The organism is Sedimenticola thiotaurini (assembly GCF_001007875.1).
GTDB classification, from domain to species: domain Bacteria; phylum Pseudomonadota; class Gammaproteobacteria; order Chromatiales; family Chromatiaceae; genus Sedimenticola; species Sedimenticola thiotaurini.
This window is the reverse complement of the sequence record NZ_CP011412.1, coordinates 2693219-2719539: the sequence shown is the minus strand read 5'-3', so window position 1 is coordinate 2719539 and position 26321 is coordinate 2693219. Positions and strand designations below refer to the sequence as shown.

The 26321-nt window shown below is 61.9% G+C and carries 25 protein-coding genes; 7 read left to right on the top strand and 18 right to left on the bottom strand.

Features of this window, described 5'->3' with window-relative positions:
• The first annotated feature begins 209 nt into the window (after window positions 1-209).
• Window positions 210-632 carry a DUF4399 domain-containing protein gene (locus tag AAY24_RS12495; RefSeq protein ID WP_046859964.1) on the top strand — a complete coding sequence of 141 codons (423 nt, stop codon included), beginning with the start codon at window positions 210-212 and terminating at the stop codon, window positions 630-632.
• Here the strand turns inward: AAY24_RS12495 and AAY24_RS18580 are convergent.
• On the bottom strand, window positions 619-1626 hold the full coding sequence (locus AAY24_RS18580; protein ID WP_052761227.1) for a TIR domain-containing protein: 1008 nt from the start codon (window positions 1624-1626) through the stop codon (window positions 619-621). The two genes, AAY24_RS12495 and AAY24_RS18580, sit on opposite strands and share 14 nt — an antisense overlap.
• Window positions 1627-1647: 21 nt before the next feature.
• On the bottom strand, window positions 1648-1977 hold the full coding sequence (locus AAY24_RS12485; RefSeq protein WP_046859963.1) for a zinc ribbon domain-containing protein: 330 nt from the start codon (window positions 1975-1977) through the stop codon (window positions 1648-1650).
• Window positions 1978-2210: 233 nt separating this feature from the next.
• Here AAY24_RS12485 and AAY24_RS12480 point away from each other — a divergent pair, with 233 nt between their 5' ends.
• Window positions 2211-4934, top strand: coding sequence for a tetratricopeptide repeat-containing protein (locus AAY24_RS12480; RefSeq protein ID WP_234422172.1), 2724 nt, complete (start codon window positions 2211-2213; stop codon window positions 4932-4934).
• On the opposite strand, the gene AAY24_RS12475 is transcribed toward AAY24_RS12480, so the two are convergent.
• Window positions 4906-5889 carry an N-acetylmuramidase domain-containing protein gene (locus AAY24_RS12475; RefSeq protein ID WP_046859961.1) on the bottom strand — a complete coding sequence of 328 codons (984 nt, stop codon included), beginning with the start codon at window positions 5887-5889 and terminating at the stop codon, window positions 4906-4908. The genes AAY24_RS12480 and AAY24_RS12475 overlap by 29 nt on opposite strands.
• 74 nt (window positions 5890-5963) lie before the next feature.
• Window positions 5964-6359 (bottom strand): hypothetical protein, encoded by a 396-nt coding sequence (locus tag AAY24_RS12470; protein WP_046859960.1) that lies wholly within the window; start codon window positions 6357-6359, stop codon window positions 5964-5966.
• Window positions 6360-6811: 452 nt separating this feature from the next.
• On the opposite strand from AAY24_RS12470, the gene AAY24_RS12465 reads away from it, so the two are divergent.
• The 3 genes from AAY24_RS12465 to AAY24_RS18575 all read left to right on the top strand — a co-directional run bounded on the left by AAY24_RS12465 (window position 6812) and on the right by AAY24_RS18575 (window position 9556).
• Entirely contained in the window at window positions 6812-8389 is a 1578-nt protein-coding gene (locus tag AAY24_RS12465; protein ID WP_046859959.1) for a methyl-accepting chemotaxis protein, read from the top strand.
• 97 nt (window positions 8390-8486) lie between these two features.
• A complete protein-coding gene (locus AAY24_RS12460; protein WP_046859958.1) occupies window positions 8487-8978 on the top strand; it encodes a MaoC/PaaZ C-terminal domain-containing protein in 492 nt (163 codons plus the stop codon).
• Between the two features lie 104 nt (window positions 8979-9082).
• A complete protein-coding gene (locus AAY24_RS18575; protein ID WP_052761226.1) occupies window positions 9083-9556 on the top strand; it encodes a hypothetical protein in 474 nt (157 codons plus the stop codon).
• A gap of 5 nt (window positions 9557-9561) precedes the next feature.
• Here the strand turns inward: AAY24_RS18575 and AAY24_RS12450 are convergent, their stop codons facing one another.
• From AAY24_RS12450 to arsN2, 8 genes are all read right to left on the bottom strand, one after another.
• Window positions 9562-11040 carry a DUF294 nucleotidyltransferase-like domain-containing protein gene (locus tag AAY24_RS12450; protein WP_052761225.1) on the bottom strand — a complete coding sequence of 493 codons (1479 nt, stop codon included), beginning with the start codon at window positions 11038-11040 and terminating at the stop codon, window positions 9562-9564.
• A gap of 15 nt (window positions 11041-11055) precedes the next feature.
• Window positions 11056-11430 carry a response regulator transcription factor gene (locus AAY24_RS12445; protein WP_046859957.1) on the bottom strand — a complete coding sequence of 125 codons (375 nt, stop codon included), beginning with the start codon at window positions 11428-11430 and terminating at the stop codon, window positions 11056-11058.
• On the bottom strand, window positions 11405-14179 hold the full coding sequence (locus AAY24_RS12440) for a sensor histidine kinase (RefSeq protein WP_046859956.1): 2775 nt from the start codon (window positions 14177-14179) through the stop codon (window positions 11405-11407). Before AAY24_RS12440 ends, AAY24_RS12445 begins: the two co-directional genes overlap by 26 nt.
• The gene (locus tag AAY24_RS12435) at window positions 14179-14376 is read right to left on the bottom strand and encodes a hypothetical protein (RefSeq protein WP_046859955.1); all 198 of its coding nucleotides are present in this window, start codon (window positions 14374-14376) and stop codon (window positions 14179-14181) included. Before AAY24_RS12435 ends, AAY24_RS12440 begins: the two co-directional genes overlap by 1 nt.
• A 185-nt stretch (window positions 14377-14561) precedes the next feature.
• Window positions 14562-14945, bottom strand: coding sequence for a lactoylglutathione lyase (gene gloA, locus AAY24_RS12430; protein ID WP_046859954.1), 384 nt, complete (start codon window positions 14943-14945; stop codon window positions 14562-14564).
• 34 nt (window positions 14946-14979) lie between these two features.
• Window positions 14980-15621 carry a lysophospholipid acyltransferase family protein gene (locus AAY24_RS12425; RefSeq protein ID WP_046859953.1) on the bottom strand — a complete coding sequence of 214 codons (642 nt, stop codon included), beginning with the start codon at window positions 15619-15621 and terminating at the stop codon, window positions 14980-14982.
• Window positions 15622-15683: 62 nt separating this feature from the next.
• Window positions 15684-16241: a DUF1285 domain-containing protein gene (locus AAY24_RS12420; protein ID WP_052761224.1), complete on the bottom strand. Its 558-nt coding sequence runs from the start codon at window positions 16239-16241 to the stop codon at window positions 15684-15686.
• Window positions 16242-16277: 36 nt separating this feature from the next.
• Window positions 16278-16736, bottom strand: coding sequence for an arsenic resistance N-acetyltransferase ArsN2 (gene arsN2 / locus AAY24_RS12415; RefSeq protein ID WP_046859952.1), 459 nt, complete (start codon window positions 16734-16736; stop codon window positions 16278-16280).
• 129 nt (window positions 16737-16865) lie between these two features.
• Here arsN2 and AAY24_RS12410 point away from each other — a divergent pair, with 129 nt between their 5' ends.
• Window positions 16866-18251, top strand: coding sequence for an MATE family efflux transporter (locus AAY24_RS12410; RefSeq protein WP_046859951.1), 1386 nt, complete (start codon window positions 16866-16868; stop codon window positions 18249-18251).
• A gap of 232 nt (window positions 18252-18483) precedes the next feature.
• Window positions 18484-18840, top strand: coding sequence for a hypothetical protein (locus AAY24_RS12405; protein WP_199930369.1), 357 nt, complete (start codon window positions 18484-18486; stop codon window positions 18838-18840).
• Between the two features lie 9 nt (window positions 18841-18849).
• Here the strand turns inward: AAY24_RS12405 and AAY24_RS12400 are convergent, their stop codons facing one another.
• The 6 genes from AAY24_RS12400 to AAY24_RS12375 form a co-directional block, all read right to left on the bottom strand.
• Complete coding sequence (locus tag AAY24_RS12400; RefSeq protein WP_046859949.1) at window positions 18850-19539, bottom strand: MOSC domain-containing protein; 690 nt, start codon at window positions 19537-19539, stop codon at window positions 18850-18852.
• An 83-nt stretch (window positions 19540-19622) separates the two neighbouring features.
• On the bottom strand, window positions 19623-20114 hold the full coding sequence (locus AAY24_RS12395) for an NlpC/P60 family protein (protein WP_046859948.1): 492 nt from the start codon (window positions 20112-20114) through the stop codon (window positions 19623-19625).
• Window positions 20115-20203: 89 nt separating this feature from the next.
• On the bottom strand, window positions 20204-20689 hold the full coding sequence (locus AAY24_RS12390; RefSeq protein WP_046859947.1) for a WbuC family cupin fold metalloprotein: 486 nt from the start codon (window positions 20687-20689) through the stop codon (window positions 20204-20206).
• A complete protein-coding gene (locus tag AAY24_RS12385; RefSeq protein ID WP_046859946.1) occupies window positions 20673-21497 on the bottom strand; it encodes a class I SAM-dependent methyltransferase in 825 nt (274 codons plus the stop codon). Before AAY24_RS12385 ends, AAY24_RS12390 begins: the two co-directional genes overlap by 17 nt.
• A 102-nt stretch (window positions 21498-21599) precedes the next feature.
• Window positions 21600-24716: an efflux RND transporter permease subunit gene (locus AAY24_RS12380; RefSeq protein ID WP_046859945.1), complete on the bottom strand. Its 3117-nt coding sequence runs from the start codon at window positions 24714-24716 to the stop codon at window positions 21600-21602.
• The gene (locus AAY24_RS12375) at window positions 24713-26065 is read right to left on the bottom strand and encodes an efflux RND transporter periplasmic adaptor subunit (protein ID WP_199930368.1); all 1353 of its coding nucleotides are present in this window, start codon (window positions 26063-26065) and stop codon (window positions 24713-24715) included. The genes AAY24_RS12380 and AAY24_RS12375 overlap by 4 nt, the downstream gene beginning before the upstream one ends.
• Window positions 26066-26321 lie beyond the last annotated feature (256 nt).

Genomic DNA, 26321 nt, shown 5'->3' with positions numbered 1-26321 from the left:
ACAGGTTGTACTCCCCGAACACCTGCCCCCGACTCACGTTTCCCCCGCTGCCGGAAAAGGCTTACTTTCTCCATGTGATCAGGAGGCACTTTGCTGCCTATGCTCTCTCTGTGGTCGTCCTGAATCCCATTGCCAGGCACGCAGCAACCCCAGGCAGGATCGTGCCCCGGCGGTGAGTTTCATCCAGCCTGTCATCAAGGAGCGATTCAATGAACAAGCGTCTATTCTCACGGTTGCTATTCCTGTTACTGATCACCATGCCGGTTCTCGCGGCAATGGCCCGCACCCCATCACCGGCGGGTGCGTCGGTCTACATCATCTCACCGATGGATGGTGATACGGTGCCCACCACTTTTACAGTCCATTTTGGCTTGAAGGGGATGGGGGTGGCACCGGCCGGTACGGATAAGCCGAACACCGGGCATCACCATCTGCTGGTGGATGGCACAGGGATGCCGACGCTGGATCAGCCGATGGGGGGTGATATTCAACACTTTGGCGGCGGTCAGACGGAGACCGAACTGACCCTGGAGCCCGGTGTGCATACACTCCAGCTGATCCTGGGGGACCAGGCCCATGTGCCGCATGATCCCCCCGTGGCATCGGAAGTGGTCACCATTACGGTGCGTTAGGCGCGCCCTCGGCGGGTTGACCGCACTGGATACAGTAGCGGTTGCCGGCAATCAGTTCGGCGCCGCAGTGGATACAGAAGCCGGGCTGCTTTTTACGTCGCAGGGCGCTGTCGGGCGCAAGATTCCGGTCCAGCTCCTCAATCAAACGGTCAACGCCGTTATGGAAGTAGGGTTCGCCCGGTATGATGATGGCATTGCGATAGGCCAGCGGTTGCAGGCTGTGCGGCAGCTCATCCGCATCCGGCATGGTGCTGTTTTTGACCAGCACGGGAATGACCGGGATCTTTTGCTGCAGGGCGGTTTCGATCTCCACCCGCAGCGGGTCGCTGTCCAGCTCCAGCCGGCGTTCACTTTTTGCGTTTTGTGCGTTCAGCCAGCGAGTGCCAATGATGGCCAGCAGTACCTGGCACTGGCCGATGGTGTTGTTGATGTGGTCCCGGAAATCGACCCCGGCGGGTATGGAGTCCACGTCCCGGAAAATGGTCTCCTTGCCGAACTCTCCATTCAGGCGGTCGCAGATTCTGCCGGTGATTTCCCGGCTGTCCTCCCGGCGGTAAGAGATAAAAATAGCCCCGCTGCATTTGGCTGATTTCGCCTTGGCGGGGGGGCGTTCAGCCGCTGCTGTTGCGGGTGGCGGAGAAGGCTGTTGTTCGGCCGGCTCCACGTACAGGTACTGGCTGGGTTTGATCACCGAGTTGAGCGACTTTTCAAGTCCCTTCAAGGTGAAAACTTCCTTCAGGTTTTCTGGTGAACGATCGCCACACACCAGCGCCAGGGTCTGGTTGGGGGCCAGGTGAATCTGCAGCAGTTTGCTTTTGTACAGGTCCAGCCGGATTCCGATCAGGTGGGAACCGGCGGCGAGCCTGAAGCGCTTGGTCTGGCCCGCGCCGATTTTTCCCACCGGCTGGTTGTCCAGGGTGATGCTGAACCGGCGCAGTTGGTTGGAGCTGGTCTTGTTTCGCTGCAGGGTGATGAAGGCGGGCAGGGTGCTCATCGCTGGATGGTCTCCGCGCCGCTAGAATTCGCCGCTGAAGGCCAGATAGAAAATCATCACCGCGATACTGGTGTAGAGCCACAGTTTGCCCACCGCCTTTTTCGCCTCCGTACTGTCCTGGAGCAGGTAGACGATGCCCATGATCAGGCCGAGGAACGGAATGAACAGGGTGCCGAACAGAATGCCGTATTTCAAACCGTCGGAAACGGCGGCCGGATCGCTGTCTATCTCCACTACCGGGGGGGAGGGTTGGCTGGCCGGAGTGTCTGATGCAGTGGCCAGCGGATGCCGGCAGTTGCCGCAGAAACGGGCGTTATCTGGGTTCTCGGTTCCACACTCCGGGCAAAACATGACGCACTCCTTCTGTAACCTGACGCGTTGAATCAGAATGCCCGTCCCATGGACCATCACCGGGCTCACTTGGCTGTGATGCCGGGCACCTCAGTGAAAATTGTAGACCACGGATCGGGTGCCGGTGCGGCGCCGCCGTGGGGGGATGGCTGCTTGACTATACTCAGCCTAGCGACGGCGCGGACAACCGGTAGCAGGGGCGGTTGTCCGCCGACAAACAGGGGGGCGGCAGGGTGGAAAAACGTAAGGCGATCAGTTCGGTGCTGGTGGGCCGGGTGCAGTCAGTGCTGCGCGGCCAGGCGATGGCAGTTGATGAGGTGGATCGGCTCGCCGGGGAGTTGATCGGGATCGATATGCACTACTGGGCCAGGCGCCTGTTGCTGAAGGTGTTGGCGCGCACGGATATCCAGCGTGCCGACCGGGTGCGCCTGGTACAGGCGCTGGCGCTGGCGACCTACAAGGACGATACGCTGCTCCAGCTGAGCGCGTTTGATCAGGCCCAGGCACTGCTGGCAGCGGAGTTTGATCTGCATAACACCGAAGACCAGGAGACCCTTGGCCTGGTCGGTGCACTGTACAAGCGGCGCTGGCGGATTGATAGTCGGCGTCAGTGGCTGGAGCAGGCGCTGCACTACTATCGGCGTGGCTTCGAGTGCGGGGTGTCTGATGATGGCGGCTACACCGCCATCAATACCGCCTATATACAGGATGTGCTGGCCTGGCTGGAGGGCCGGGCCGACGCCGGAGAGCGGGCCACTGAAAGCGCCCGGGCACGCCGCCGGGACGCACAGCTGATCCGTCGGCAGGTTATGGAGACTCTGGAACCCCGGTTGCCGCCGGCCAGCCAGACAAGCCAGCAGGACTACTGGTTGCTGGTCACCCTGGCGGAGGCCTGTCTGGGGGCCGGGGAGCCGGACCGGGCCGATGGTTTGTTGCAGCGAGCGGCGCAACTGGATGGGGTGCCGGACTGGTGGCGCAAGAGTACGGTGGAGCAGCTGGTCCATCTGGTGCAGATGCAGTCGCCGACGGATGATCCGGCCCGGCTGCACAATTCCGATGCCTGGCGGGCCATCGTCGCCCTGCTGGGGGAGTCCAGCAGCCGGGCCATGCAGACCCTGGCCCTGGGCAAGGTGGGACTGGCCCTCTCCGGCGGCGGTTTCCGGGCCTCGTTCTACCACCTGGGGGTGTTGGCCCGGCTGGCCGAGCTGGACATGCTGCGCCATCTGGAGGTGCTCTCCTGTGTCTCCGGTGGATCCATAGTGGGTGCTCACTACTACCTGGAGCTACGCCGCCTGATGCAGTTTGGTCGACACCCGACGGGTGGTGTGCGACAGGGCCTGCGGGATGAGCAGATCAGCCACCAGGATTATCTCGACCTGGTGGAGAAGCTGATCGATGATTTTCTCGACGGGGTGCAGAAGAACCTGCGCATGCGCGTGCTGGCCAACCCCTGGGCCAATCTCAAGATGCTGTTTCTGCCCACCTATTCACGCACCGAGTACCTGGGCGAACTGTACGAAAAACAGCTCTACAGCCGGGTCGATGATGATGCCCCGGCCGCCCGCACTCTGGACCGGCTGTTCATTCAGCCGCCGGATGAGGCGGACGGTTTTCGCCCCGGCGAGGTGAACTGGCGCCGCTGCCACAAGATTCCCCAACTGGTGCTCAACGCCACCACCCTGAACACCGGCCACCTGTGGCAGTTCACCGTCAGCTGGATGGGCGAGTCACCCAATATCGTCAACCGGGCCGTCGATAAGAGTCCCCGTCTGCGCCGGCTCTACTACCAGGAGGCACCGGAGCCGCGCTATCGCCACTATCGGTTGGGTCATGCGGTGGCGGCCTCCTCCTGCGTGCCGGGGCTGTTTGAGCCGATTGAACTGCCGCGACTCTACGCGCGGCGCAATATCCGGCTGGTGGATGGGGGCGTGTATGACAACCTGGGGGTGGCGGCGCTCACCGAGCAGGACTGCGCCGTGATGATCATCAGCGACGCCAGTGGCCAGTTGAGCCCGGACGACGATCCCGCCGGCGGGATCCTGGGGCCGGTACTGCGCAGTATGTCGGTGATGATGGGGCGTATTCGCGGCAGTGAATATGAAGACCTGCACATGCGGGCAGCCAGTGTGCAGTTGAAGGGCATGACCTATGTGCACCTGACCCAGGGCCTGGAGGGCAGTGAAGTGGACTGGCAGGGCAGTGGCGTCGCCACCGAAGCGCCGGACCGGATCTCCCTGACCAGTTACGGCATCCGCTGTGACATACAGCAGCGCCTGGCTGCCGTACGCACCGATCTGGACTCCTTTACCGATGTGGAAGCCTTTGTCCTGATGAACAGTGGTTACCACGCCATGTGTGACGCAGCCGATTCCCTGCAGGCGTTTCCGCTGGTGCGGGATCGGACCCACCCGTGGGCATTCCGTCAACTGGACGGGGCGATGTGTGCCGGCGACGCCGCCGGGCCCGGTCTGGCGGCCAGCGATTTGGATCGTCACCTGGGGGTTTCCCATCTCAAGTTTTTCAAGGTGTGGCGGCTGCATGGCGGCCTGACCGTGCTGGCGATTCTGCTGGGCGTGTTGCTGCTGGCGGGAGTCGGTTACTGGTTCATCTCCGGGCTGTTGAACAATCCCTCCATGAGCCTGATGCAGACGGCCACCATGCAGGCCCTGCTGGGTTGGCTGGAGCGCACCCTGACCTTGGGCAACCTGGCTGCCGGTCTGGCCATGTTGCTGGCCGGTTACCTGGTGCTGGCGCTGTTTGGCCAGCGTTTCGGCAAGCGCATCATGCAGTTCTTCAGACTGCGCTCGATTCTGCGCCGGGCCGCGATCGGGGTGGGGATCGGCCTGGTGGGCTGGATTATTCCGGCCCTGCACCTGGGGCTGTTCGATCGCCTGTTCCTGCGCCTGGGGCGGCTGCGTCGGGCCGGCGTCAGCCGAGCAGGAGACGGAACTCCCTGAACCAGCGGGCCAGCCGTTCGTGGTAGTGATGGGCGGCATATTTGGGCCCGTTGTAGAAGCGTGCCACCCGGTGAAAATCGGCCTCATCGGGCTGACCTTTTCCGGTCTCTGCCTGGCGCGGCTTCAGGAAACGGGCCACGAAAGCCACCTGCTCATCCACCGGCGCGCTAAACAGGGCGCGGGCATCCGGGGCGCCCACAGCGTCATAGTTACACCCCATGATCTGGCCCAGTCCCAGGCTCATGGACTGCATGCGCAGCTCCTCCAGGTCGCTATCGGGGTGGCGTTGGTTGAGCCGTGACAGGTAGTGCTGTTCAAAGCGCGGTCGAATGATCCCCGCCGTCTCCTGGCGGATGATGGACAGGATCCACTCCGGCCGGATCTGGATGCCCTTCTGCTGCTGCGCCCGTGCAGCGGTCAGGGCGGCGTCACCGTAGCGCTCCAGGATGGCGCGACAATCGAGAAAGCGGTGTTTATGCAGGGCGTTGAGATGGAAGATCGCCAGCTCCACATCGCCGCACATGACCTGGTTCTGCTCACAGCGCTGATAGGCGGTCTGCAACATCGCCTGCAATGTGGCCTGGTCCAGGCTGGTCTCCGGGATGCTGTCGATCAGGCGCCGGGCGTTGTTCCACCGGCAGGGGTAACAGAGCCGTTCACGGTCCGGCTTGCCGCCAAGACCGTGATCGTACTTGAACTGGGCGACGCCCCGGTTGGTGCCCCGGCCAAAGTCGCCGTCGATCAGAAAGGCGCCGCTGGCGGCGGTGGAGTAACCGAGAAAAATCATCAGCCGTTGCAGTGCGGCGATGGCGGATTCACCGGCCGATTGCCGGGTCAGTTCGATGTCGGCAGCGAGCAGGCGTTGCAGTGCACGCTGCCAGATGCTGCTGTCATCTTCGGGGTGAGACAGTATCCGCTGAATGCGCGTATCCCTGACCAGCGAAACAATATCCATGTTGATGTTCCATCCTCTGGTTGGCTGTTTAAGAGGATAGCAGTGTGTGGCCGGCTGTCTCAGGTTGGGGCGGGTTAATCCGTTTCGTCCGGTTCGTACAGGGCGTGAAACTGCTCCGCTGTCATGCAGTAGCCATCAGTTGCATCGGGCTGGTTGAACACCAGGTAGTCACCGGCGGCGAAGTGTGACTCCCCTTCCCGGGTAGGCAGTGCGCCCGGCCGGGTCGCCCGGCGGGCCCAGACCGGTGTGGCCTTGATAAACCGACCCGGGGAGACCTGTCGGTAGGTGCGGGCGAAGACATCGGCCGCCACGGTGTAGATGTCGCCGTTATTGTCCACCAGCCAGTCCCCCGGTGCGGCAAACTGTTCGGCTCCCCATTTGTGATAGCGAAGGCCGTCGCTCTCCAGCGCCAGCTGGATGGCGGTAATCGCCTGGTCGGGACGTCTGTGATAACGGCGCAGCGTGCTCATAGGCTCAATTTAGCATGCCCGCAGGTATCTGCCGAACGGGACGATTCATAACCGTGCGTTGTGCCCCGGGTTGGTGCAGTTCATTGGATGGAGTCAGGCCTGTCCGAGCTGTTACGACCCCCTTGTCGGCCGGCATATGGGTTGGTTCGGAAAGCCATTTATCCGGATGGGTCTTGACAAGTTAGCTGTTGGTATCGGAATTGCTTTCGAGTTTTTCTCAACCGGGAGTTTGTCATAAGAATTAAAGACTTATCGGTTATGTTAGTCATCACTAAAGCGTGGATAGATCAGTTATGTTCCGTTATTATTACCACAATTATCGTATTGAAAAATCGATGCCCAGCTGTGGTTCAGTTATCTGCCTTACTGCCGAATGAATCTTTAAGCCATTTGGCTGTATGGACGCGGTACCCACCAATTTTCGCCAGCGGAATAAGAAAGGACGGTAATTCATGAAGATCAATCATCCCGTCACCGATGTGGAAAAGCAGTTCAGCATCGATGCCAACATACTCTCCACAACCGATCTGAAGGGTGCGATCACCTATATCAATCCGGATTTTATCGACATCAGCGGTTTCCCCGAAGATGAGCTGCTGCACAAGAACCACAACGTGGTTCGTCATCCGGATATGCCGCCTGCCGCGTTTCAGAGCCTCTGGGATACGGTGAAATCGGGCCGACCGTGGATGGGGATGGTGAAGAACCGCTGCAAGAACGGCGACTACTACTGGGTCGATGCCCTGGTCACACCGATCGAACAGAATGGCAAGACGGTGGAGTATCAATCGGTCCGATATAAACCGGAGCAGGCGTGTGTCGAACGGGCCAAGGGTATCTACCAAAAGCTGCGGGAAGGCAAGGATTACAAACCCAGTCTGCGGGCCCGGATCGGGTTACGCAATCTGCTGATTCTGTCCAACCTGCTGGCACTGCTGCCGGCCGCCGTGACCAGCCTGAACGCATCACTGCAGTCCTACAGTATCTGGGGCTGGTTGCTCAGCGCCGGTCTGATCGTCGGGGTCAATACCATCCTGATGATGCCCATGGCAGCCATGGTGGAGTGGGCCCGGTCCATCTTCTACCATCCGGTGATGTGCAAGGTCTACACGGACCGGGATGATGAGTTCGGCCAGATAGCTTTGGCCATGCGCATGCAGCGTTCCAAGCTGAATGCGGTGATCGGGCGCTTGTCGGATACCACGCGGATCTTGCGGGAGACCGCCGATGTCACCTCGGAAGCGGCCAATCGCACCAGCCAGGGGGTGGATACCCAGCAGCAGGAGATAACCCAGGTGGCCACCGCCATGACCGAGATGTCGGCCACGGTGCAGGATGTGGCGAAAAATGCCGCCATGACCGCTGAACAGACCACGGACAGCCTGAAGGAGAGCCAGGCCGGCCAGGCGGTTGTGGAAGAGACCATCACCGCTATCCATCAACTCAGTCAGGAGATTCAGCAATCCTCCAGCGTGATTCAGCAACTCTCCGGTTACAGTGAAAATATCGGCAGTATCCTTGCCGTGATCAAAGGCATTGCCGAACAGACCAACCTGCTGGCCCTCAATGCCGCCATCGAAGCGGCCCGGGCCGGTGAGCAGGGGCGCGGTTTTGCGGTGGTGGCGGATGAGGTGCGAACCCTGGCCAGTCGCACCCAGGAGTCGACCCAGGAGATCGAGACCATGATCGACTATCTGCAGAATGGCTCCAGGGAGGCGGTGCAGGTGATGGACCGGAGCCAGGCCAGCGCAGATAACTGTGTCGATATCGCCGGGCGCGCAGGCACTGCTCTGCAGGCGTTGGCCGAGACCATCAACACCATCAGCGACATGAACATCCAGGTGGCCACCGCATCGGAAGAGCAGAGCGCTGTGGCGGATGATATCCAGCGGAACATCGTCAATATCAGCCAGGTTTTTGAAGAGATATCCCTGGGCGCCAAGCAGAGTGCCGATGCTACCGAACAGATGGTCGAGTCGATCATCCAGCTGGATGGCCTGGTGGACCAGTTCATGGACAAGAGTGTCTGAGCCGTTCCCACAGGGGTCAGGGGGAGCGGAACAGGGCTGGACAGATTGCCAGCCGCACTGGTTGAATGGAGGCTTACCTCTGCAATCAGGTGAGCCTATGTATCAACAAGAGCCAAGCCGGCGCGGTGTCTTTCCGGACAAGCGCTGGTTTGAGGACTTTTCGATTGGTGAACAGTTCGAATTCGGCGACTGGGAGATGTGTCGCCAGGAGATGATCGAGTTCGCCACCCTGTATGACCCGGAGCCGTTTCATGTGGATGAGGCGGCCGCCGTGGCCCTGGGCTGGGGCGGTCTGATCGCCTCCGGTCCCCAGGTGCTGTCCATCTGGCGACGCCTCAGCAAGGAGGCGTTTCCCAATGCCAAGACGGTCATCTCGCCCGGCTGGGACAATATCCGTTGGCTGCAACCGGTGCATGTGGGAGACCGGCTCTTTTCCCGCACCGAACTGGTCGAGATGCGTCCCCTGGCCAGTCGTCCCGGCGAGGGTATGATCAAGTTCCGGGTCGAGATCCGGCGCCAGGAGGAGCAGTTGGTCACCACCCTGGATTCCACCTGGTTTGTGCGTCGTAATCCCGACCTGAACGCCTGAGCTGTGCCGATTGTCCCGGCGGTCTATACTATCCGCCAGGGTCGGGCTGACGAGACACCCGCTGGCGGGATCATCCAGCCGGTGCGCATTATTCAGGAGTAGTTATGAAAATTCAGCGTGTGGTGGTTCTGGGACTCTGTCTGCTGCTGCTGGCGGGATGCGCGACGGTGCAGGAGCGGCGCGATCGCCGCATCGCCGACAACCAGGAGCTGTTCGACAGCTTCCCGGAGGAGATCCAGACCCAGATCCGGCAGGGCAGTGTGGAGGTGGGATTCACACCGGACATGGTACGCCTGGCCTGGGGACCGCCGGACCATGTGTTTACCCGGGTGACTGAAGCGCGTCGCGCCACCATCTGGGGTTATACCCGGGTCCAGTACTACCCTTACTGGGACCGCATGACCGTTCCGGTTTACTTTATCGATGGCGCTGGCCGGCGCCGTATCCGTTATCACAGTGTCTGGTTCAATGCGGAGACCCAGGAAGAGTACACCGTGGCGCGGGTGGAGTTCGTGGATGGAAAGGTCGCCGCCATCGAGCAGTTGCAGACAGACGGGGCCGCCGGCTCGCCCGAGTAGGCGGGCTACAGTCCGTGCTGCAGTTTCAGGCGTAACTGGAGTTTCTTGGCCTGCTTGAACGCCTCTTTGAGCATCAGCCGGTGCAGCTCATTCAGAGTATCGGGATCGACCCGGTTGACGTCGTCCGGATCCTCCGCCACCAGCTGCTGACGAAACCGGAAGCGCTGGATCAGGTAGAACGACTCCACCTCACCGGCCACCTGCTCGGCGGACAGATTGAGCGGCTCCGCCACCGCCCGCAACCGGTCACCGGTACTGGTGGCCCAGACCCCGTACATCAGGCTCCAGATCCGTGCCGCATCGACAAACGGCCGTGCTCCAAACCGTTTCAGATCGATACTGTGGGGGTGTTCGATCCCGCCGTCATAGACAAATCCGCCGGTCCAGCCCAGGGGCGGTCCGCAGCTCAACGCCTCCACCGCCAGGGCGCGCAGAAAGCGGGGATGCTCCGGTGGTTGGGGCAGCAGCCAGTTGCGCAGCTCATCCACCAGTTCATAGCGGCCATACAGGGGCCGGAAATCGAAAAAGATAGCGCTGTGCAGCAGGGCCTTCGGATCGGGTGTGCGCATCCAGTCGCTGAAGCGTGCCTGCCACTCCGCCAGGCTCAGGCACCAGGCCGGGTTGCCGGCCATGATACCACCCCGGCAGAGGGTGAAGCCGCAGGCGTCCAGCCCCTTGTTGACGGCCCGGGCAAACGGCAGAAACGCTTCCCGCAGCCGGATCGCGGCGCTGGCATCATCGGCCTGGAACACCAGGCCATTGTCCTGATCGGTGGCGAAGGTCTGCTCCAGCCGCCCCTCGGAACCCATTACCATCCAGCACCAGGGCACCGCTGGCAGGTCGAACTCGTCCTCAATCAGCTCGATCACCCGCATCACCACCAGGTCGTTCAGGGCCGACATCCAGTGGCAGATCGCCTCCGCGCCCATACCGGCGGCGAACAGTTCACTGCCCCGTTGGCGGATGGCCGCGGCGGCCTGGGCCATCTGTGCCACATCCATGGCAGCGGTGACCGACTCCGCCAGCAGGTCGGCCCCGCCGCCGCGCAGGCCGAACAGATCGGCCCGGGAGATCACATTGCAGAGGCGCCCATCCGGCTCCAGCAGCACGATATGGCGCACGCCCCGTTTCGCCATCAGCACGGTGGCGCGATGGGTGGGGGCATCGGCCGGCAGACTCAGGGGCGCGGCGGTCATCATGCCGGCAACCGGTTCTTCCAGGCCGCCGCCATCCAGGGTGATGGCATACACCAGGTCATTCAGGGTAACGATACCGAGGGGCAGCTGCTCCTGCTCATCCACTACCACCAGGGTTTCGGCCTGTTGCTGGTTCATGCCGGCCAGTGCCTCGCGCACCGTGGCGGACGGGGGCAGGGTGAGGGGTGGTCGTTGCGCCACCTGGCGCAGTGAGCCCTCCACCAGGCCCGGCCCGCTGGCCTGGCTGTAGCCACCCCTGCTATCAAGTGTCGCTTCTCTGTTGGCCATCCTGGGCTCTCCTGTTTATGCCGCCGGTGCGAGCAGCGCCTTGATCTGGCTGACCAGTTCCCGGGTGGAGAAGGGTTTGGTGATGTAGGCGTCGGCACCCAGTGCCAGGCCCTTCTCTCGCTCCGCATCCCGCCCTTTGGCGGTCAGCATGACAATGCGGATACCGGCCAGTGCCGGATCCTGTCGGACCGCCTCACAGACCTGAAAACCGTCCAGCCTGGGCATCATGATGTCGAGCAGCACCAGGTCGGGTCGCTCCTCCCTGATCAGTCGTAGACCCTCTTCGCCGTCATGGGCCACCGATACCGCGTAGCCCTCCCGGCGTAGCAGGTAATCGACCGAGATGGCGATATTCTTCTCATCATCAACAATCAGTATGTGTTGGCTCATCTCTCGATCCCGTCTCGCTTGCCGGCAACCGCTGGCTGCCTTTTGGCATCCTAAAGGAAAAGATAGCACCCTTTTCGGGATGGCTCTCAGCCCACAACCGGCCGCCGAAGTGCTGGATAATCTGGCGGCTGATCGGCAGGCCCAGGCCGGTGCCCATGGGGTTGCCGGCGCTGCTGCTGTCACCGGACTGGAATTTTTCAAATATGGCCTCCTCCTGGCCCGGCTCTATGCCCGGGCCGTTGTCCGCCACGCTGATCCGGTAGTCCCGGCTCTCTTCGGAGAGGGTGATACGGACCCGGCCGCTGTCGGCGGGGACGAACTTGACCGCGTTGGCAAGCAGGTTGAGCATCACCTGCAACAGCCGGTCGGAATCGGCCCAGACCCGGAAATTCCCCGTCGGAATATCGGTTTCGACCCGGGCACCGTGATCCCGATAGAGTTGGCTGGTGGTTTCGATGGACTGCTCGATCAGGGCCACCAGGTCCACTTCGCCGGTGGTCCACTCGCCTTGCCCCGCCTCGATCCGGGCCAGGTCCAGCACCTGGTTGACCAGCCGGGTGAGCCGTTCGGTCTCGCTCACGATGATGCCCAGGAAGCGCTTGCGATCATCCAGTGCCATGCGCGGATCATCCAGCAGCATCTCCGAGAAGGCGCGGATCGAGGTCAGGGGTGTGCGCAGCTCATGGGTCACCGAGGACATAAAGTCGTCCTTCAGCTGGTCCAGCTCCCGCAGTCGGGTGTTGGCGGCGCGCAGTTCGCTGGTGGCGGCCTCCAGCTCCCGGGACTTCTGTTCCAGCTCCTTGCTGTAGGCGCGGATACTGGAGGCTTCATCCAGAATACCCATCACCTCGTCCAGGCCCAGGGGCTCCTCCTGGGCTACCGACGCCACCATGACCCGGGCCGAGGCGCTGCCGATAGCGCCGGTCAGGAGGGTCTCGGCAAAATGGACGGTCTCCGCATCCGCCGGTTGCCCCGGCGCAAAAGGCCTGCCCCGGCTGGCAAAGAACTGGTTGAAGGCCGTATCCACCTTGCGGTTGCCCAGAAAGCGGCTGGCCAGCCGTTTCAATTCCGCCACATCGGCATTGCCGCGCCACAGACCGATGGCGGGGCGATCATGTTTCATGGCGTCCACGAACAGGCTGGCCTGGGCGGTCTCCTCCGCATTGGGTGATTTGACCAGGGAGACCGCCAGGTAGGCCGCGATATTGGCGGTCAGGCTCCAGAACAGGCAGTGGCTGATCTCGTTCATGTCCTCCAGGCCGAACAGAGCCTGGGGTTTCAGCAGGGCCAGGCCGAACGGGCCGTACTCCAGGAATGCGCTGGGCAGCCAGCCGGACTTGGCAAATGAGGGGATCAGCAGGGTGTAGAGCCAGATGCTGAAACCGGCCCCCAGTCCGGCCAAGGCGCCGGCCCGGGTGCCGCCACGCCAGTAGAGACCGCCGATCATGGTGGGTGCGAACTGGGCCACTGCGGCGAAGCTGATCAGGCCGATGGAGACCAGGGCATAGGCCTCCCCGGCCACGTGGAAGTAGGTGAAGCCGAGCAGCAGGATGCCGAAAATAGCGCCGCGCCGCACCCGCAGCAGTACCTTGCTCAGATCAACCGGGGCCGGGCGGTTGCGCCAGTAGCGCAACAGCACCGGCATCACCAGATCATTGCAGACCATGGTGGAGAGGGCGATGGTCTCAACGATCACCATGCCGGTGGCCGCCGACAGGCCGCCCAGATAGGAGAACATGGCCAGCCACTCCTGACCCTGGGCAATCGGCAGGGTCAGCACGAAGGTGTCGGCGTCCACTGTGCCGCCGGGAAAGGCCAGTTGCCCCGCCAGGGCGATGGGCAGCACGAAGATGTTGATCAGCAACAGGTAGAGGGGGAACAGCCAGATGGCGCGGGGGATGTGGCGTTCGCTGCTGTTCTCCACCACCGCCACCTGGAACTGGCGCGGCAGCAGGATCACCGCCATGGCAGCCAGAAAGGAGAAGGCGAACCAGTTCTGGTCAGAGACCGTGGATGCACCCAGCATCGACTCCATCAGACCGGCCGCCCGGGCCTGCTGCATGATATCGGTAAAGCCCCCATAGAGGCCGTAGGTGACGAACAGGCCAACCGCCGTCAGGGCCGCCAGCTTGACGATCGATTCAAAGGCGATGGCCGCCACCATCCCCTCATGGCGCTCGCTGGCATCCAGATGGCGGGTGCCGAACAGAATGGTGAACAGGGCCAGCAGCAGGGCCACGTAAAGGGCGGTATCCTGCCAGAACGGCAGGGCGGTGACACTGCCGGGCATGCGGATATGGGGGTATTGCATCAGGATGGTGAAACTGTTGGAGACCGCCTTCAGCTGCAGGGCGATATAGGGCACCACGCCCACCACGGCAATTACCGTTACTAGCCCCCCCAGCAGGTGGCTCTTGCCGTGCCGTGAGGAGATGAAATCGGCGATGGAGGTGATGCGCTGGGATTTGCTTACCCGGATCATCTTCAGCAGCAGGAACACCCAGAGTGCCGCCCCCAGGGTCGGCCCCAGGTATATGGGCAGGAAGCCGACGCCGCTCTGCACCGCCCGTCCGACGCTGCCGTAGTAGGTCCAGGCGGTGCAGTAGACCGCCAGGGAGAGGGCGTACACAGTGGGGTGGGCGATCACCGAACGTCCCTGGTCGGCGCGCCGGTCGGCCCAGTAGGCGATGGCAAACAGCAGGCCGAGGTAGAACAGGGAGACCAGGATGATCAGTGGACCGCCCAGCATCACTTCTGACTGCCGATGATCAGCGCCATGGCCAGGATCAGAACGGCCCAGACGGTTAACAGGTAGAGGTAGATGAGCGGGATGCCGAACCAGAACTCGGGTCGGTCGAACAGGGAGACAATGGGGGAAAAGAGCAGCAGCATGCCGGCCAGAAACACCGCCAGCAGCCGTTGACTGGTGAGAATCGCCCGTCGCATCCCAGCCTCCCTTCAGTGACTTTTATTCACCTCAGTATAGGATAAAGAGAACCGCAGCGGCTGGCCGCCGGGCGTTCTGCTGTTTGCCAACTGGCTGGTGAGGACAGGGTGGCGCGTGGGATCCGGCTGCCGGACTGATCAATGGACCGACCCGGCAACCGGATGCACGTTGGGCTGGCGTGGGGTTAACGGGCGCCGATCAGTTCGATGGGATAGCCGTCCGGGTCCTCCACGAAGGCGATAATGGTGCTGCCGGCATTCATCGGTCCGGCGTCACGCAGGATCTTGCCGCCCTGGGCCTTGATCTGCTCGGTGGCCTGGTAGACATCATCCACCTCGATGGCGATGTGGCCATAGCCGGTGCCCAGGTCGTAGCTCTCCTGTCCCCAGTTGTAGGTCAGCTCGATCACACTCTGTTCCGACTCGTCGCCATAACCGAGGAATGCGAGGGTGAACTCCCCCTCCGGGTAGTCCTGCTGACGCAGTAACTGCATGCCCAGCACCTTCGTGTAGAAATCGATGGAGCGTTGCAGGTTGCCGGTACGCAGCATGGTGTGGAGTATTCTCATCTGTCTGGCCTTCTGGTTGGAATGGATAGTCTGATTATTGGTGCATATTCTGTGGAAGCAAGCGGTTTTCCAGCTCATCGCGCAGGCGGACCGGGGTATGGTTGTGCGGGTGGGCGCCAACCACACCATCGAAGAAGCCGCGGATCTGTTCCATATCGGCCCGGATATCGCCGCTGGGTTTGAAGCAGAGGCCCACCCGGACCGTTTTGCGGGAGAAATCCAGTGACACGCACAACAGCGGTACGTCGGCCGCCAGGGCAATGCGATAGAAACCCGATTTCCAGTACTCCCGTGGACCCCGGGTGCCGTCCGGAGTGATGGCCAGCATCATGCGGTCGGCTGCCCGGAGCTGACCGGCCAGCTGCTCCACCACACCGTGGGGGTTGGACCGGTCCACGCCGATGCCGCCCAGCCAGCGCATGAAGCCACCAAAGGGCCAGCGGAACAGGGTGTGTTTGCCGACCCAGTTGACCTTCAGCCGCACCAGGTAGGCGGCGGCAATACCGACCGGGAAATCCCAGTTGCTGGTGTGGGGGGCGCCGATCAGGACAAACTTGCGGCCCGGTGGAATGTTCCCCTCCACCCGCCAGCCCATCAGGGTCAGCAGAAGACGCCCGATCCAGTAGCTGATCAGGCCGGTGGTGGGGCAGTCATGGGCAACGCGGGCACTGCGCATGGGCTAATCTGTTATCTGCCCGGTCCGCATAGCCGGGGCGTCGGGGTGGCGGCAGGGAGTAATCACTCGTCGATACAACCCAGGTCGAAACGGACACCCTGACTGGTCACCCCCAGGTGACGGCGGCCGTGCTGTTCAAACAGTTCGCCCAGCTCCACCAGTTCCAGGTAGACGCTGCGGTTGATCAGGGCATCCAGGTTGTCGCGGAAATGGATATAGGGGCGCGGTTCGCCGGTGGCGGGGTCAAACTCCACCCGGATCGGGTGGTCGGCGTCGGCCACCACCTGCTCGCCCAGGTTAGTGGTGAACAGCAGGCTCGGCTCCGGTTCCGGGATCTGCTCCAGCTGTACCGCCACAAACGGGGCATCATCCACCTGGATACGCATCTTCTCGGCCGGGGTCAGCAGGTAGTAATGGCCATCGGCCTCCCGTCGCAACACCGAGGCGAACAGCTTGACCAGCTGTTCGCGCTGGAACGGACGGCCCTCGTGATACCAGGTGCCGTCGCTGGCAATGCGAATATCCACGTCGCCGCAGTGGGCCGGATTCCACGGCTGCCTGGCGGTGCTGTTGGCTTCCCGGGTTTCGATCTGGGCTAGGATGTCGTCGAGTCTGGACAAGTTGTTCCACGCCTGTGACTGGTCAATGGGTCTGGATTATCGCAAAGAATAGTCGCCAGCGGAAACCGGCTGGACGGGTCGCCACAGCAGGCTGGCCGCAGCGGGGCAGAGCTGGCTGAACTGCTCGGTTTGGCGGATGGCGGGAGGCGCCGCCTCCCGGGCGATATCGCGGAATCCGATGCGTCGGAAATAGTCCGCCGCATCGGTGGTCAACAGGTAGAGCGCGCTGGCCCCCTGGGCGGCGGCCATCTGCTGAATGTGATCGACCAGTTGTGCCGCCAGGCCCCGGCCCCGATAGGCCGGCTGCACCAGCAGGGAGCGGAGCAGGGCGTCGTGACCGTAACATTCGAGTCCGGCCAGGCCGACCGGCTGGCCAGCCTGTTCGATCAGGTAGAAACGGGCCCGGGGATTGTGGCCGATATCCGCACTGGGCAGTTGTGCGTTTTGCAGCAATTCCCTGACGATATCGGGATCGAGTGCGGGTATGATAGCCATCTCTGTTGTGCTGACTCCTCCAGTTGACTTTTGGGATGCCCGTTCCCGGGCTGAAGCAGTTGTTTCCGGCGCACAGATGGAAACGGCGGATCCGCTCCGCCAGGTCGTTTTATATCCTGAGATAGTGTTATGCCACAATGGTTGAGTCTATGGCGACGGGAAGCCGTCCCGACCCTGCTACTGGCCGGGCCGTTGGTGGTGGCCCAGTTGCTCCAGGTAGGTATGGGCTTCATCGATACGGTGATGGCCGGGCGTATCAACGCCGAAGTGCTGGCCGCGGTGGGCCTGGGTTCTTCCCTGTGGAACCTGATGCTGCTCGCCTGTATCGGCGCGACCCTGGCAATTTCACCGCTGGTGGCGCACCTGAACGGGGCTGGCGACGAACAGGCGATCGCCGGGGAGTTTCAACAGGGCCTCTGGGTCGCCATCCTGGTGGGGCTGGTTGCGGTGCCCCTCACTTATGGCCTGGCCGCCGCTCTGCCCCTGCTGAACGTGGATCCGGAGATCGCTCCCCTGGCGGGTGATTACCTGCGTGTCAGCGCCTGGGGCATGCCGGGGCTCTGTCTCTACCTGGCACCCCGGTATCTGAACGAAGGGCTGAGCAATACCAAACCGGCCATGCTGGTGCAGTCCCTGCTGTTGCCCCTGAACGTCCTGGGCAACTACCTGTTCATGTTCGGCGATTTCGGAATCACGCCGATGGGCGCGTCCGGTGCCGCCCTCTCCACCGCCATCGGGCTCTGGCTGGGGGCCCTGATGATGTTTGCCTATCTGTGGCGTGGCAAGCGTTTCCGTCCATTGGCCCTGTTCCAGAATTTTGCCGGACCACGGCCGAAAGAGATCTGGCGCATTCTCAAGCTGGGGCTGCCCATCGCTGTCGCCATTATCATGGAGGTGGGTATGTTCAGCGCCGTGGCGATCATGATGGGCAGCCTGGGCAAGGTGGAGATGGCGGCGCACCAGATTGCCCTCAACTATGCCGCCATGATGTTCATGCTGCCGCTGAGCATCTCCCAGGCGATCACCATTCGGGTCGGCCATGCCGCCGGCGCCGGGGATTTGCGTCTGGCGATCGTCCGGGGTCAGCAGGGGGTGGTGATGGCCGGCGGTATCATGGCCCTCTCCGCCACCATGCTGTTGCTGTTCCCGGAGCTGATCGTGGCGCTCTACACCAATGATGCGGCGGTGGCCAACATGGCCATGAGCCTGCTGTTCGCGGCCGCCCTGTTCCAGTTTTCCGACGGGCTGCAGGTCTCTGCCTCCGGCGCCCTGCGGGGATTGAAGGATACCGCTGTGCCCATGTTTATCACCATGTTCGCCTACTGGGTGGTGGGTTTTCCGTTTGCCTGGTATATCGGTATTCAACTGGCTGTCGGTCCACAGGGATTGTGGGGTGGCTTGGCGGTGGGGTTGACCACGGCAGCAGTGCTGCTAAACCTGCGTTTCTACCTGCTGGGTCGGAAAAAGATCGCCACAGCGGCGGGCAAAGTCACTGATCCTGTGGGCGATGTTTAAGCCGGTGTTTTCTGAATGACGCCGGTTCGCCCCGTAAAGGACCAAGAATGGATCTGAACTCCAGTTGTATTGGATCAATAAGCCGGTTCTGATCCCTGTGCTAGGATTCAATGTGGGAGTGCCGGTTTTCGGCACTGGTTTGTGAATAGCCGTGAAGTCGTAAGGGGCCGTCCAGCGGGTGATCTGGGTGTGTCGGCGGCGACAGGCTAGCGGGATTATGGAGTACAGCACCATGTCGGAGTCTGTTTCGGATAGGCGCGATCAGATCATTGCGGCGCTGGATTATCCCCGGTCGCTGATGGAGCAGGAGAGTAAACGGGGTACCTGTTCTCAACACTATCAGTTCAATGAGCAGGCGGATGATTGCAACGAGTGTCTCTATATTCTGGAGTGCCAGGCCTATGGGGAGCAGTTGGCCAGCCCGTCCCTGGTTGAAGCCACATTCGATGAACTGCAGCGATTACTGCGTTTTGCCATTGAGTATGTGAGTTACCACCTGGGCCGGCTGGGGCATGATGCTGGTCGTTGTGACTGTGAATTGTGCACCTGGCTGCGCTCGGTAACACCGCTGCTGGAAGTTGCCGCCTGAACCGACGGCTCACGGCTGGCGGAGCAGGCGCCGGGTCCAGCGTTCCGGCTGACCGCTCTCCAGCCGGGTCAGGGCATGTTGTTTCCAGTTGGCTGACAGGCTTTCGTGGTTTGCCAACAGCAGCAGCCCGTCGCGGCTGAAGGGGCGGTTGTAAAGGATGTCCAGACAGCGGCGTACCGACAGGCCGCTGGAGACGATCTCCTGTCGTGACAGGCTGTCACCGGGCTTTACTGTGCCGGGCTGCAGCACTCGAAACAGCCAGCCGGTGCGCCCCGAGGTCTGCATCATGAGTGACATCTGGGCGTAACCGAAGCGGATGTTCAGCTTGTAACAGGGCGAACGTGGCTGGCTGACCTGTAGTACCGCCTCCCCCAGGGTAAAGGTGTCGCCGACGTTGACCTGCTCCTCGTTCAGACCGGTATCGGAAATATTCTCCCCAAAGGCCGCCGGGCGAAACGGCGTGGTCGGTTCCGGTAGTGCCATGGCGAGCCAGAACTCTTCCCAATAGCTGTAGTGCTCCCGGGGGTAGTAGTGCAGCGCCCGTTCCGTTCCGCCGTGGTGGCGTCGATCCTGCTGCTGATCGCCCACCAGTCCCTCTGGACCACACAGTAGCGGCGCGCTGATGGGCTGCTTGTTAATGGCGCTGTCGGTATCCGGGTCAAGTGGTGCGATGGTGCCGGTGAAAATCAGGCTGCTCATAGGGCATCAATACCGTGTTGGAAAGTGAATGAGATATTCCCGGCTTACCCTCCGGGTGGTTGCCAACGCCGTTCCGTCGGATTCTACAGCACCCGCCGGGAGCGCCAGTAGGCCGCCCGCCAGTAGGGGGAGTCCAGCGGGGAGATTATTACACCACTGCTCTTAGAGGCATGTAGAAAGCGATTCTGTTCCAGGTAGATCCCTACGTGCCGGGTGTTGCCGTCGATCATGAAAAAGACCAGGTCACCGGTGGTCAGCTCCGCTTGCTGTACCGGCTGACCCATATTGGCCTGTTGTGCAGTGGTACGGGGCAGGCTTACACCCACGTGGGTGTGGTAGGTGAGTTGGACGAAACCGGAGCAGTCGATGCCCTGGCGACTCTGGCCACCCAGGCGATATGGTGTTCCCCGCCACTCCTGATGCTGCTGGTAGAGCCGGTCCAGGAGCGCCTGCCGGGTCTCCAGAGTTTGCTGACCCACCGCCATCGAGTTGCCGGCTGTATTAGCCGGGCGCAGTACCTCATGACTGCAGGCGGAGATCAACAGGAGCAGGGGGATCAATAGTAATCTGGACATGGTGGATTATGGCTGGTTCTCTCTTGTTACGGCAAAGTCGTCAGGTATCCTGAAATAGTAGCAGCGACTGTTCCGGCTGCCCCTGTTTGTCAGCAATAGCTGGAGCCGGTTTCCGCTCTCGACACCCACTCCAGGAAGCGGCTCGCCTCTGGGGCTTCTTCGGTCGGCGCCCAGGCGGCAAACCGGGCCGCTTTTGCAGGATCGTAAGGCCCCTGCTTGATCTCCAGGATGATCGACTCGGGATCGATCGGGTAGAGTGTGTGCCAGGTGTCCGGCAGCAGCTGGATGCCGCTGGCCGGCCCCTTTTCTGACAGGACGTGGCGCCTGGTGATGCAGCCGGAGGCGTCAAATATTACCAGGCCAACGCGTCCTTGCAGGCTGAGAATCAGTTCCCATTGGTGCGCCTGCGGGTGCGCGTGCGGTGGCACGTAGGTCCCGGATACAAGCCCGATACAGACACGCTGGACCGGTTCTTCATAGTGTTGGTGCAGGTTCCGATGCGCCCGCTTGCGCGGGCTGTTCCGGGCCTCATCCAGCAGCTGCTTGAACAGCTGCCGGTCAATCAGTTGGCTCATGTTCTTCTTCCGGCGTAGCGCTTTTGTCCACCTGTCCCTTGATAGCCCAGGCCCGGGCACGCAGCTTGATGGAGCCGTCGCTGGCGGTGGGCAGGCGCTCCCGCAGCAGCTCGCGCAGGGCCGCCTGGTCCGCTTCCGGCTGGGAGACCAGGTAGGTGGGTGCGGTGCCCTGACCGGCCTGGAAAGGGGCCCAGAACTGGTCGAAATTGGCGAACTCCTGGACGATCTCAAACGAGGTCAGAGCGATTTCGGTGAGGCCGGCCTCGTTGAACAGCTGGCGCAGTGCCGGTTTGTTGCAGTCGGCAAAGCGCTTTCCCTCATGCATCACGTCGGCCATCAGGTTGATCTCCACGGCCGCCTCCCAGAAGTGGTGCAGCATCTCCATACTGCCGGCATAGTCCCAGACGTAGGCCGCTACGGTGCCGCCGTCCCTGGTGACCCGTACCATCTCCTGCAGTGCCTCGTCGGGGGCCGGGGGGATGTTCAGCAGCAGACCGGAGACCGTGATATCCACCGCGTTGTCGTCCACCGGCAGGGCCATGGCGTTGCCGACCCGCAGCTGTATCCCCTGGCGCAGGCGCATCTGGGCGCTTTTGATGAAGCTCTCGGACTGATCCACGGCATACAGCTCGGCCGGTTTGTAGTGGTTGAGGATAATGTCGCTCAACGGGCCCGTACCGCAGCCCACATCGAGCCAGCGCAACTCCGGTTGTGGATTGAGCCATTCAAGGAACGGCTTGGCCACCAGCCGGCTCCACCGGCCCATGTAGAGTTCATAGGCATCGCCCGATTCCCAGGTTACTTTCATAGCAGCCAGCTCCAGATTAATTCAGTATCTGGGTCAAGTTTGTACTAATACGGGTATTAATAACAAGAAGTGGTTGTGCCAGTTCCGGTACAGAAGCCGGTTCTATTCCCCCTCCATGGCGGACAACTCCCGGGCGGTGGTCGAGATTCCCAGGTCGTGCAGTATGCTGAACAGGGCCGGTACCACCAGCAGCACCAGCAGGGTGGTGGTCAACAGGCCGAACACGATGCTGGTGGCCAGGGGCACCAGCACCTGGGCCTGCATGCTCTTCTCCAGCAACAGGGGTATCAGTCCGGCAATCGTGGTGACCGAGGTGAGCAGCACGGCCCGGAAGCGGTCGCGGCTGGCCATCTTGGCCGCCTCGACGATTTCGTATCCCTCCCGCACCCGCAGCTTGAGAAACTCCACCAGCAGGATCGAGTCGTTGACCACGATACCGGCCAGGGAGGCGAAGCCAATAATGCCCGGCATGGTGAAGCTGAGGCCCATCAGCAGGTGGCCCCAGATAACGCCGATCAGGGCCAGCGGGATGATGGACATTACCACCAGCGGTTCCACATAGCTGCGGAACTGGAAGCTGAGCAGGATGAAGATACCCACCAGGCCGATGGCAAAGCTGCGCAGCATGGAGCTGCCGGTCTTGGCGGTGTCTCTGGATTCGCCCTCGATAGCGGCGTCGATACCGGGATAGCGGGCCAGCAGTTCGGGCAGGAAGTTGGCCTGGGTGTGGTTAATGATCTCACGGGCATTGGTGATCCGGGGATCCAGGTCGCCACTGATAGTGACAGTGCGTACTCCGTCGATCCGTATGATACGTGAATAGCCACGGGCGGATTCAATATGCGCCACCGCATTCAGTGGCACCTGATCGCCTGCCGCAGTAACAATGCGGAACCCCTCCATGTCGGTTCGACTGGCCCGGTCCTGCCCGGCCAGTCGTACGTCAATCTCGTAGGCCTCAGGTCCGACCTGGATCTCGCTGGCAACCGTGCCGTAGAAGGCGGCACGCAACTGGCTGGCAATGGTGGAGGCGTCCAGTCCCAGCGCCAGGGCGCCGTCCCGCAGGCGCAGGCGCAGTTCCGGTTTGCCGGGGCGCAGGTTGTCCGACAGATTAAAGGTGCCCCGGTAGCTGGCCAGCCACGTCTGCAGCTCCAGTGAGGCCTGTTTGAGCTGATCCAGATCGGACCCGGTGAGGCGGATCTCCAGCGGGATGCCCCCCGGTCCCATGGTGGGCTCCTTGAAATTCAGCGCCACCAGATCCGGGATCTCGCCGCTGCGCTCCCGCCACAGGTTGATATAGTCCTCCAGTTGGCCGCTGCGCGCCTCGGCAGTGAGCAGATCCACCGTCACGGTGGCCAGGTGGGGGCCGCTCTCGTTGGCGTCCAGGTTGTTGTTGAAGCGAACCTGGACATTGCGCACCAGCGGCTGCTGATCGGGTTGCTGTGGAGTGAAGTGCCGATCCACCGCCTGGATCCCCTCGGTCACCCGATCAACCACTGCCTCGGTGCGCGCCAGGGGGGTGCCCTGGGGCAGCAGGATGCGTGCCTCGATGATGTCACCCTCGATATCGGGGAAGGACTGGAACTTCAGCTTGCCACCCACCAGCATGCCGATACTGAGCAGGAACAGCCCGATGATGATGCCGATGAACCAGTAGCGCTGGTGGATCGACCAGTCCACCAGGTGGCCCACGGTATGGTCACGAAAGTGGATCAGCCGCTCGTCAAACGCCTGGCGGAAACGGCCGGTCTCCTGCTCATGGTGTTTCAGGGCATGGCCCAGGTGGTGGGGCAGGATCAGGAACGCCTCGATCAGACTGATCACCAGCACCAGCAGCAGCACCATGGGTATGAACTGCAACACTTTGCCCATATTGCCGGAGAGGAATGCCAGCGGGCCGAACACGGAGGCGGTGGTGAGAAAGGAGGAGATGACCCCGGGAGCCACCTGCCGGGTGCCGTCAACCGCCGCCTGCATGGCGCTTTTACCCTTGCGCAGTTGGGTGGCGATATTCTCGGCGATGACGATGGCGTCATCCATCAGCAGGCCGATGGCAATGAGCAGGGCCACCATGGTGATCATGTTGATGGTCAGGCCGAGGATACTCATAAAAAACAGGGCACCGAGGAATGAGACCGGCAGTCCCATGGCGACCCAGAAGGCAAATCGGCCCTGGAAAAACAGCCACATCACCAGGAACACCAGCACCAGTCCCTGGCCGCCGTTCTTCAGCAACAGGCTGAGCCGGTCGCGCACGATGGAGGAGCGGTCCTGGGTAACGTGGAAGGCGACACCCCGGGGAGCACTGGGTCGCAGCTCCTGGTCGAGAAACCGGCTCACCGCGTCCATTACCCTGAGAGTGTCCTGCTGCTTGGTCTTGATGACCTGCAACAAGGCGGCGCGCTGGCCGTTGAACAGCACTTTCTCTTCATCCAGCTCAAAGCGGTCGCTGATCCGGGCGATATCCCCCAGCCGCACTTCCGCCCCGGAGTTGGCGCTGACTATGATCAGGTCCGCCAGCTCCTGGGGATTGCGGCGCAGATCGGTGAAGCGGATCAACAGATCCTGGTCCACTGTCTCCAGGGAGCCGGAGGGCATGTCGATACCCTGGCGCTGGACGGCGCTGGCCACATCCGACATGCTGATGCCGTACTGCTGCAGTGTCCGGGCCGGCACTTCGATGCGTAACTGGTGATCGGAAAAGCCGTTGATCTCCACCTGTGATATTTCCGGCAGACGCTGCATGCGCTCTTTGACCTGCTCCGCATAGGCCTTCAGGTCGCTATCCGACATGGGGCCGGTGATGGCGATGGCCACCACGTTGTCGGTACGTCCCAGCTCCTTGATCACCGGCAGTTCGGTCTCCTCCGGGAAGTTGTCGATGGCGTCGACTTCGCTCTTGATGTCATCCATGAAGCGGGCCATATCACCCCCTTCCACCATCTCCACCACAGCGATGCTGATCCCTTCCCGTGCCTCGCAGCTCAACTCTTCCACTTCGTTGACCGCGTCGATAGCATCCTCCAGCCGCTGGCAGACCGCCTCTTCCACATCTTCGGCACTGGCGCCGGGGTAGGCGATGGTGATCTGTAGCTGCTGGGCGGTGAAATCGGGAAAGGTCTCCCGCTGCAGGCCGGGCAGGGTGGAGAAGCCCAGCACAGCCAGGAACAGCATCAGCAGATTGCCGGCCGTGGGGTGGCGGGCAAAGAAGGTGATCATGGGGCTGTCTCTCCCTGTGCGATCCGTGCCAGGCGCTGTTCAGCTGCCTGGTCGACCACCGGTTTCAGCAGCATGCCCTGGACCGCAGGAACCAGGTCGGAGATGACCACCTGCTCCCGGGCCGCCAGCTCCGATTCAATGGTGGCGAAGCCGGATTGCAATATGCCGACCTCGACTGGCCGGATATCCAGACGCTGCTGTTCATCCACCACATAAAGCCGTCCCGCATGCAGGGCGGAGCGGGGTACCACCAGACTGTCTGGACGGGCTTTGCCCGCCAGTGTCACCTGGACAAACAGGCCCTTCAGCAGGGGTGGGCGGCTGCCCGGCAGGACATTGTTATAGGGTTTGTCGATGGCGACGATGACCCCCACCGTGCGGGTCTTGGGATCCAGGGTATCGCTTATCCGGGCAAAGCGGGCCGGCCAGGTGGCTTGCAGGCTGTTCTCCTGCAGCTTCACCGTGGCGCTCAAGCCGACCTGCCGCCGGGTCTCGCTGGGATTGAGGTTGAGCACATCAATCGTCTGGTTGGCGTGAATCAGCTGGCTCATCTGGTTGATGGGGATCTGTACTTCAATCTCGGCCTCGTCCAGATCATCGGCACTCACCAACAACTCCCCCTCCCGGACATACTGGTCCTGCTCCACATTGACCTGGGCGATGCGGCTGGTGAAGGGGAGGCGTATCTCGGTGTTGGCGAGGTTACGGCGTGCTGTCGCCAGACTGGCCTGGTAGCGCTCCAGCTGGGCCTCCAGCAGTGCCTTCTGGCTTGGTATCAGATTCAGCGTGTTGAGCTGCGTCTGCACACTCTGCTGCTGGGACAGTACACTGCGCTCCTGGGTCTCCAGGTCTGAGCGGCTGACGCCACCCTTGCCCACCAGTTTACGCTTGCGTTCCAGCTCCTTGCGGTTCAGGGCAAGGGCAGCCTGCTCGATCTTCAGTGACGCTTCCGTATTGGTGCCCTTGGCTAACAGCTCATCCAGCTGGGCGCGGGTGGCCAGCATATCCGCCTCGGCCTGGGCAATGGCCAGTTCGTAGTCGGTCGGGTCGATACGCAGGATCAGGCTGCCGCCTTCCAGGATGGCGCCTTTCTGCAACTTCGGGTGTTTCTGCACAATCTTCCCTTTGACCTGAGCGACCCCGTCCCAGGTCCGGCTCGGTTTCACCGTGCCGTAACCCCGGGCAGTGGGAATCACCGTGACGCTGGGCACCCTGATCACCCGGATCAGTTGGGCCTGCTCCTGTGGTGGCTCCTGTACCGGAGGCTGACTGCTTTTTTTGAGCGCCATCAGGGCGGCAATGCCGGCGATGGCTGGGATCAGAATGACCCACTTTTTGCTGATGGGCATGGTCATGGTACTCCGCAGGCAGGCTGCGCTTGGAAAGTGGTTTTTTGGCGGGTAACCATCAGGATGACCCCGGAAAAATTGAAGTGATACTAAATCTTAGGTTGATTCTATTCGATGCGAAATGTCAAACCGGATAATTATTCCAGCTGTGCAGCAGAAATCGGACTTTTTACTAAACTTTACAGAGAGTGGTGCTTGCCTGGGGAGTCTGTTTGCGGATAGCGCTGTAGAAGCCAACAGTCTGGAAGATGTATCG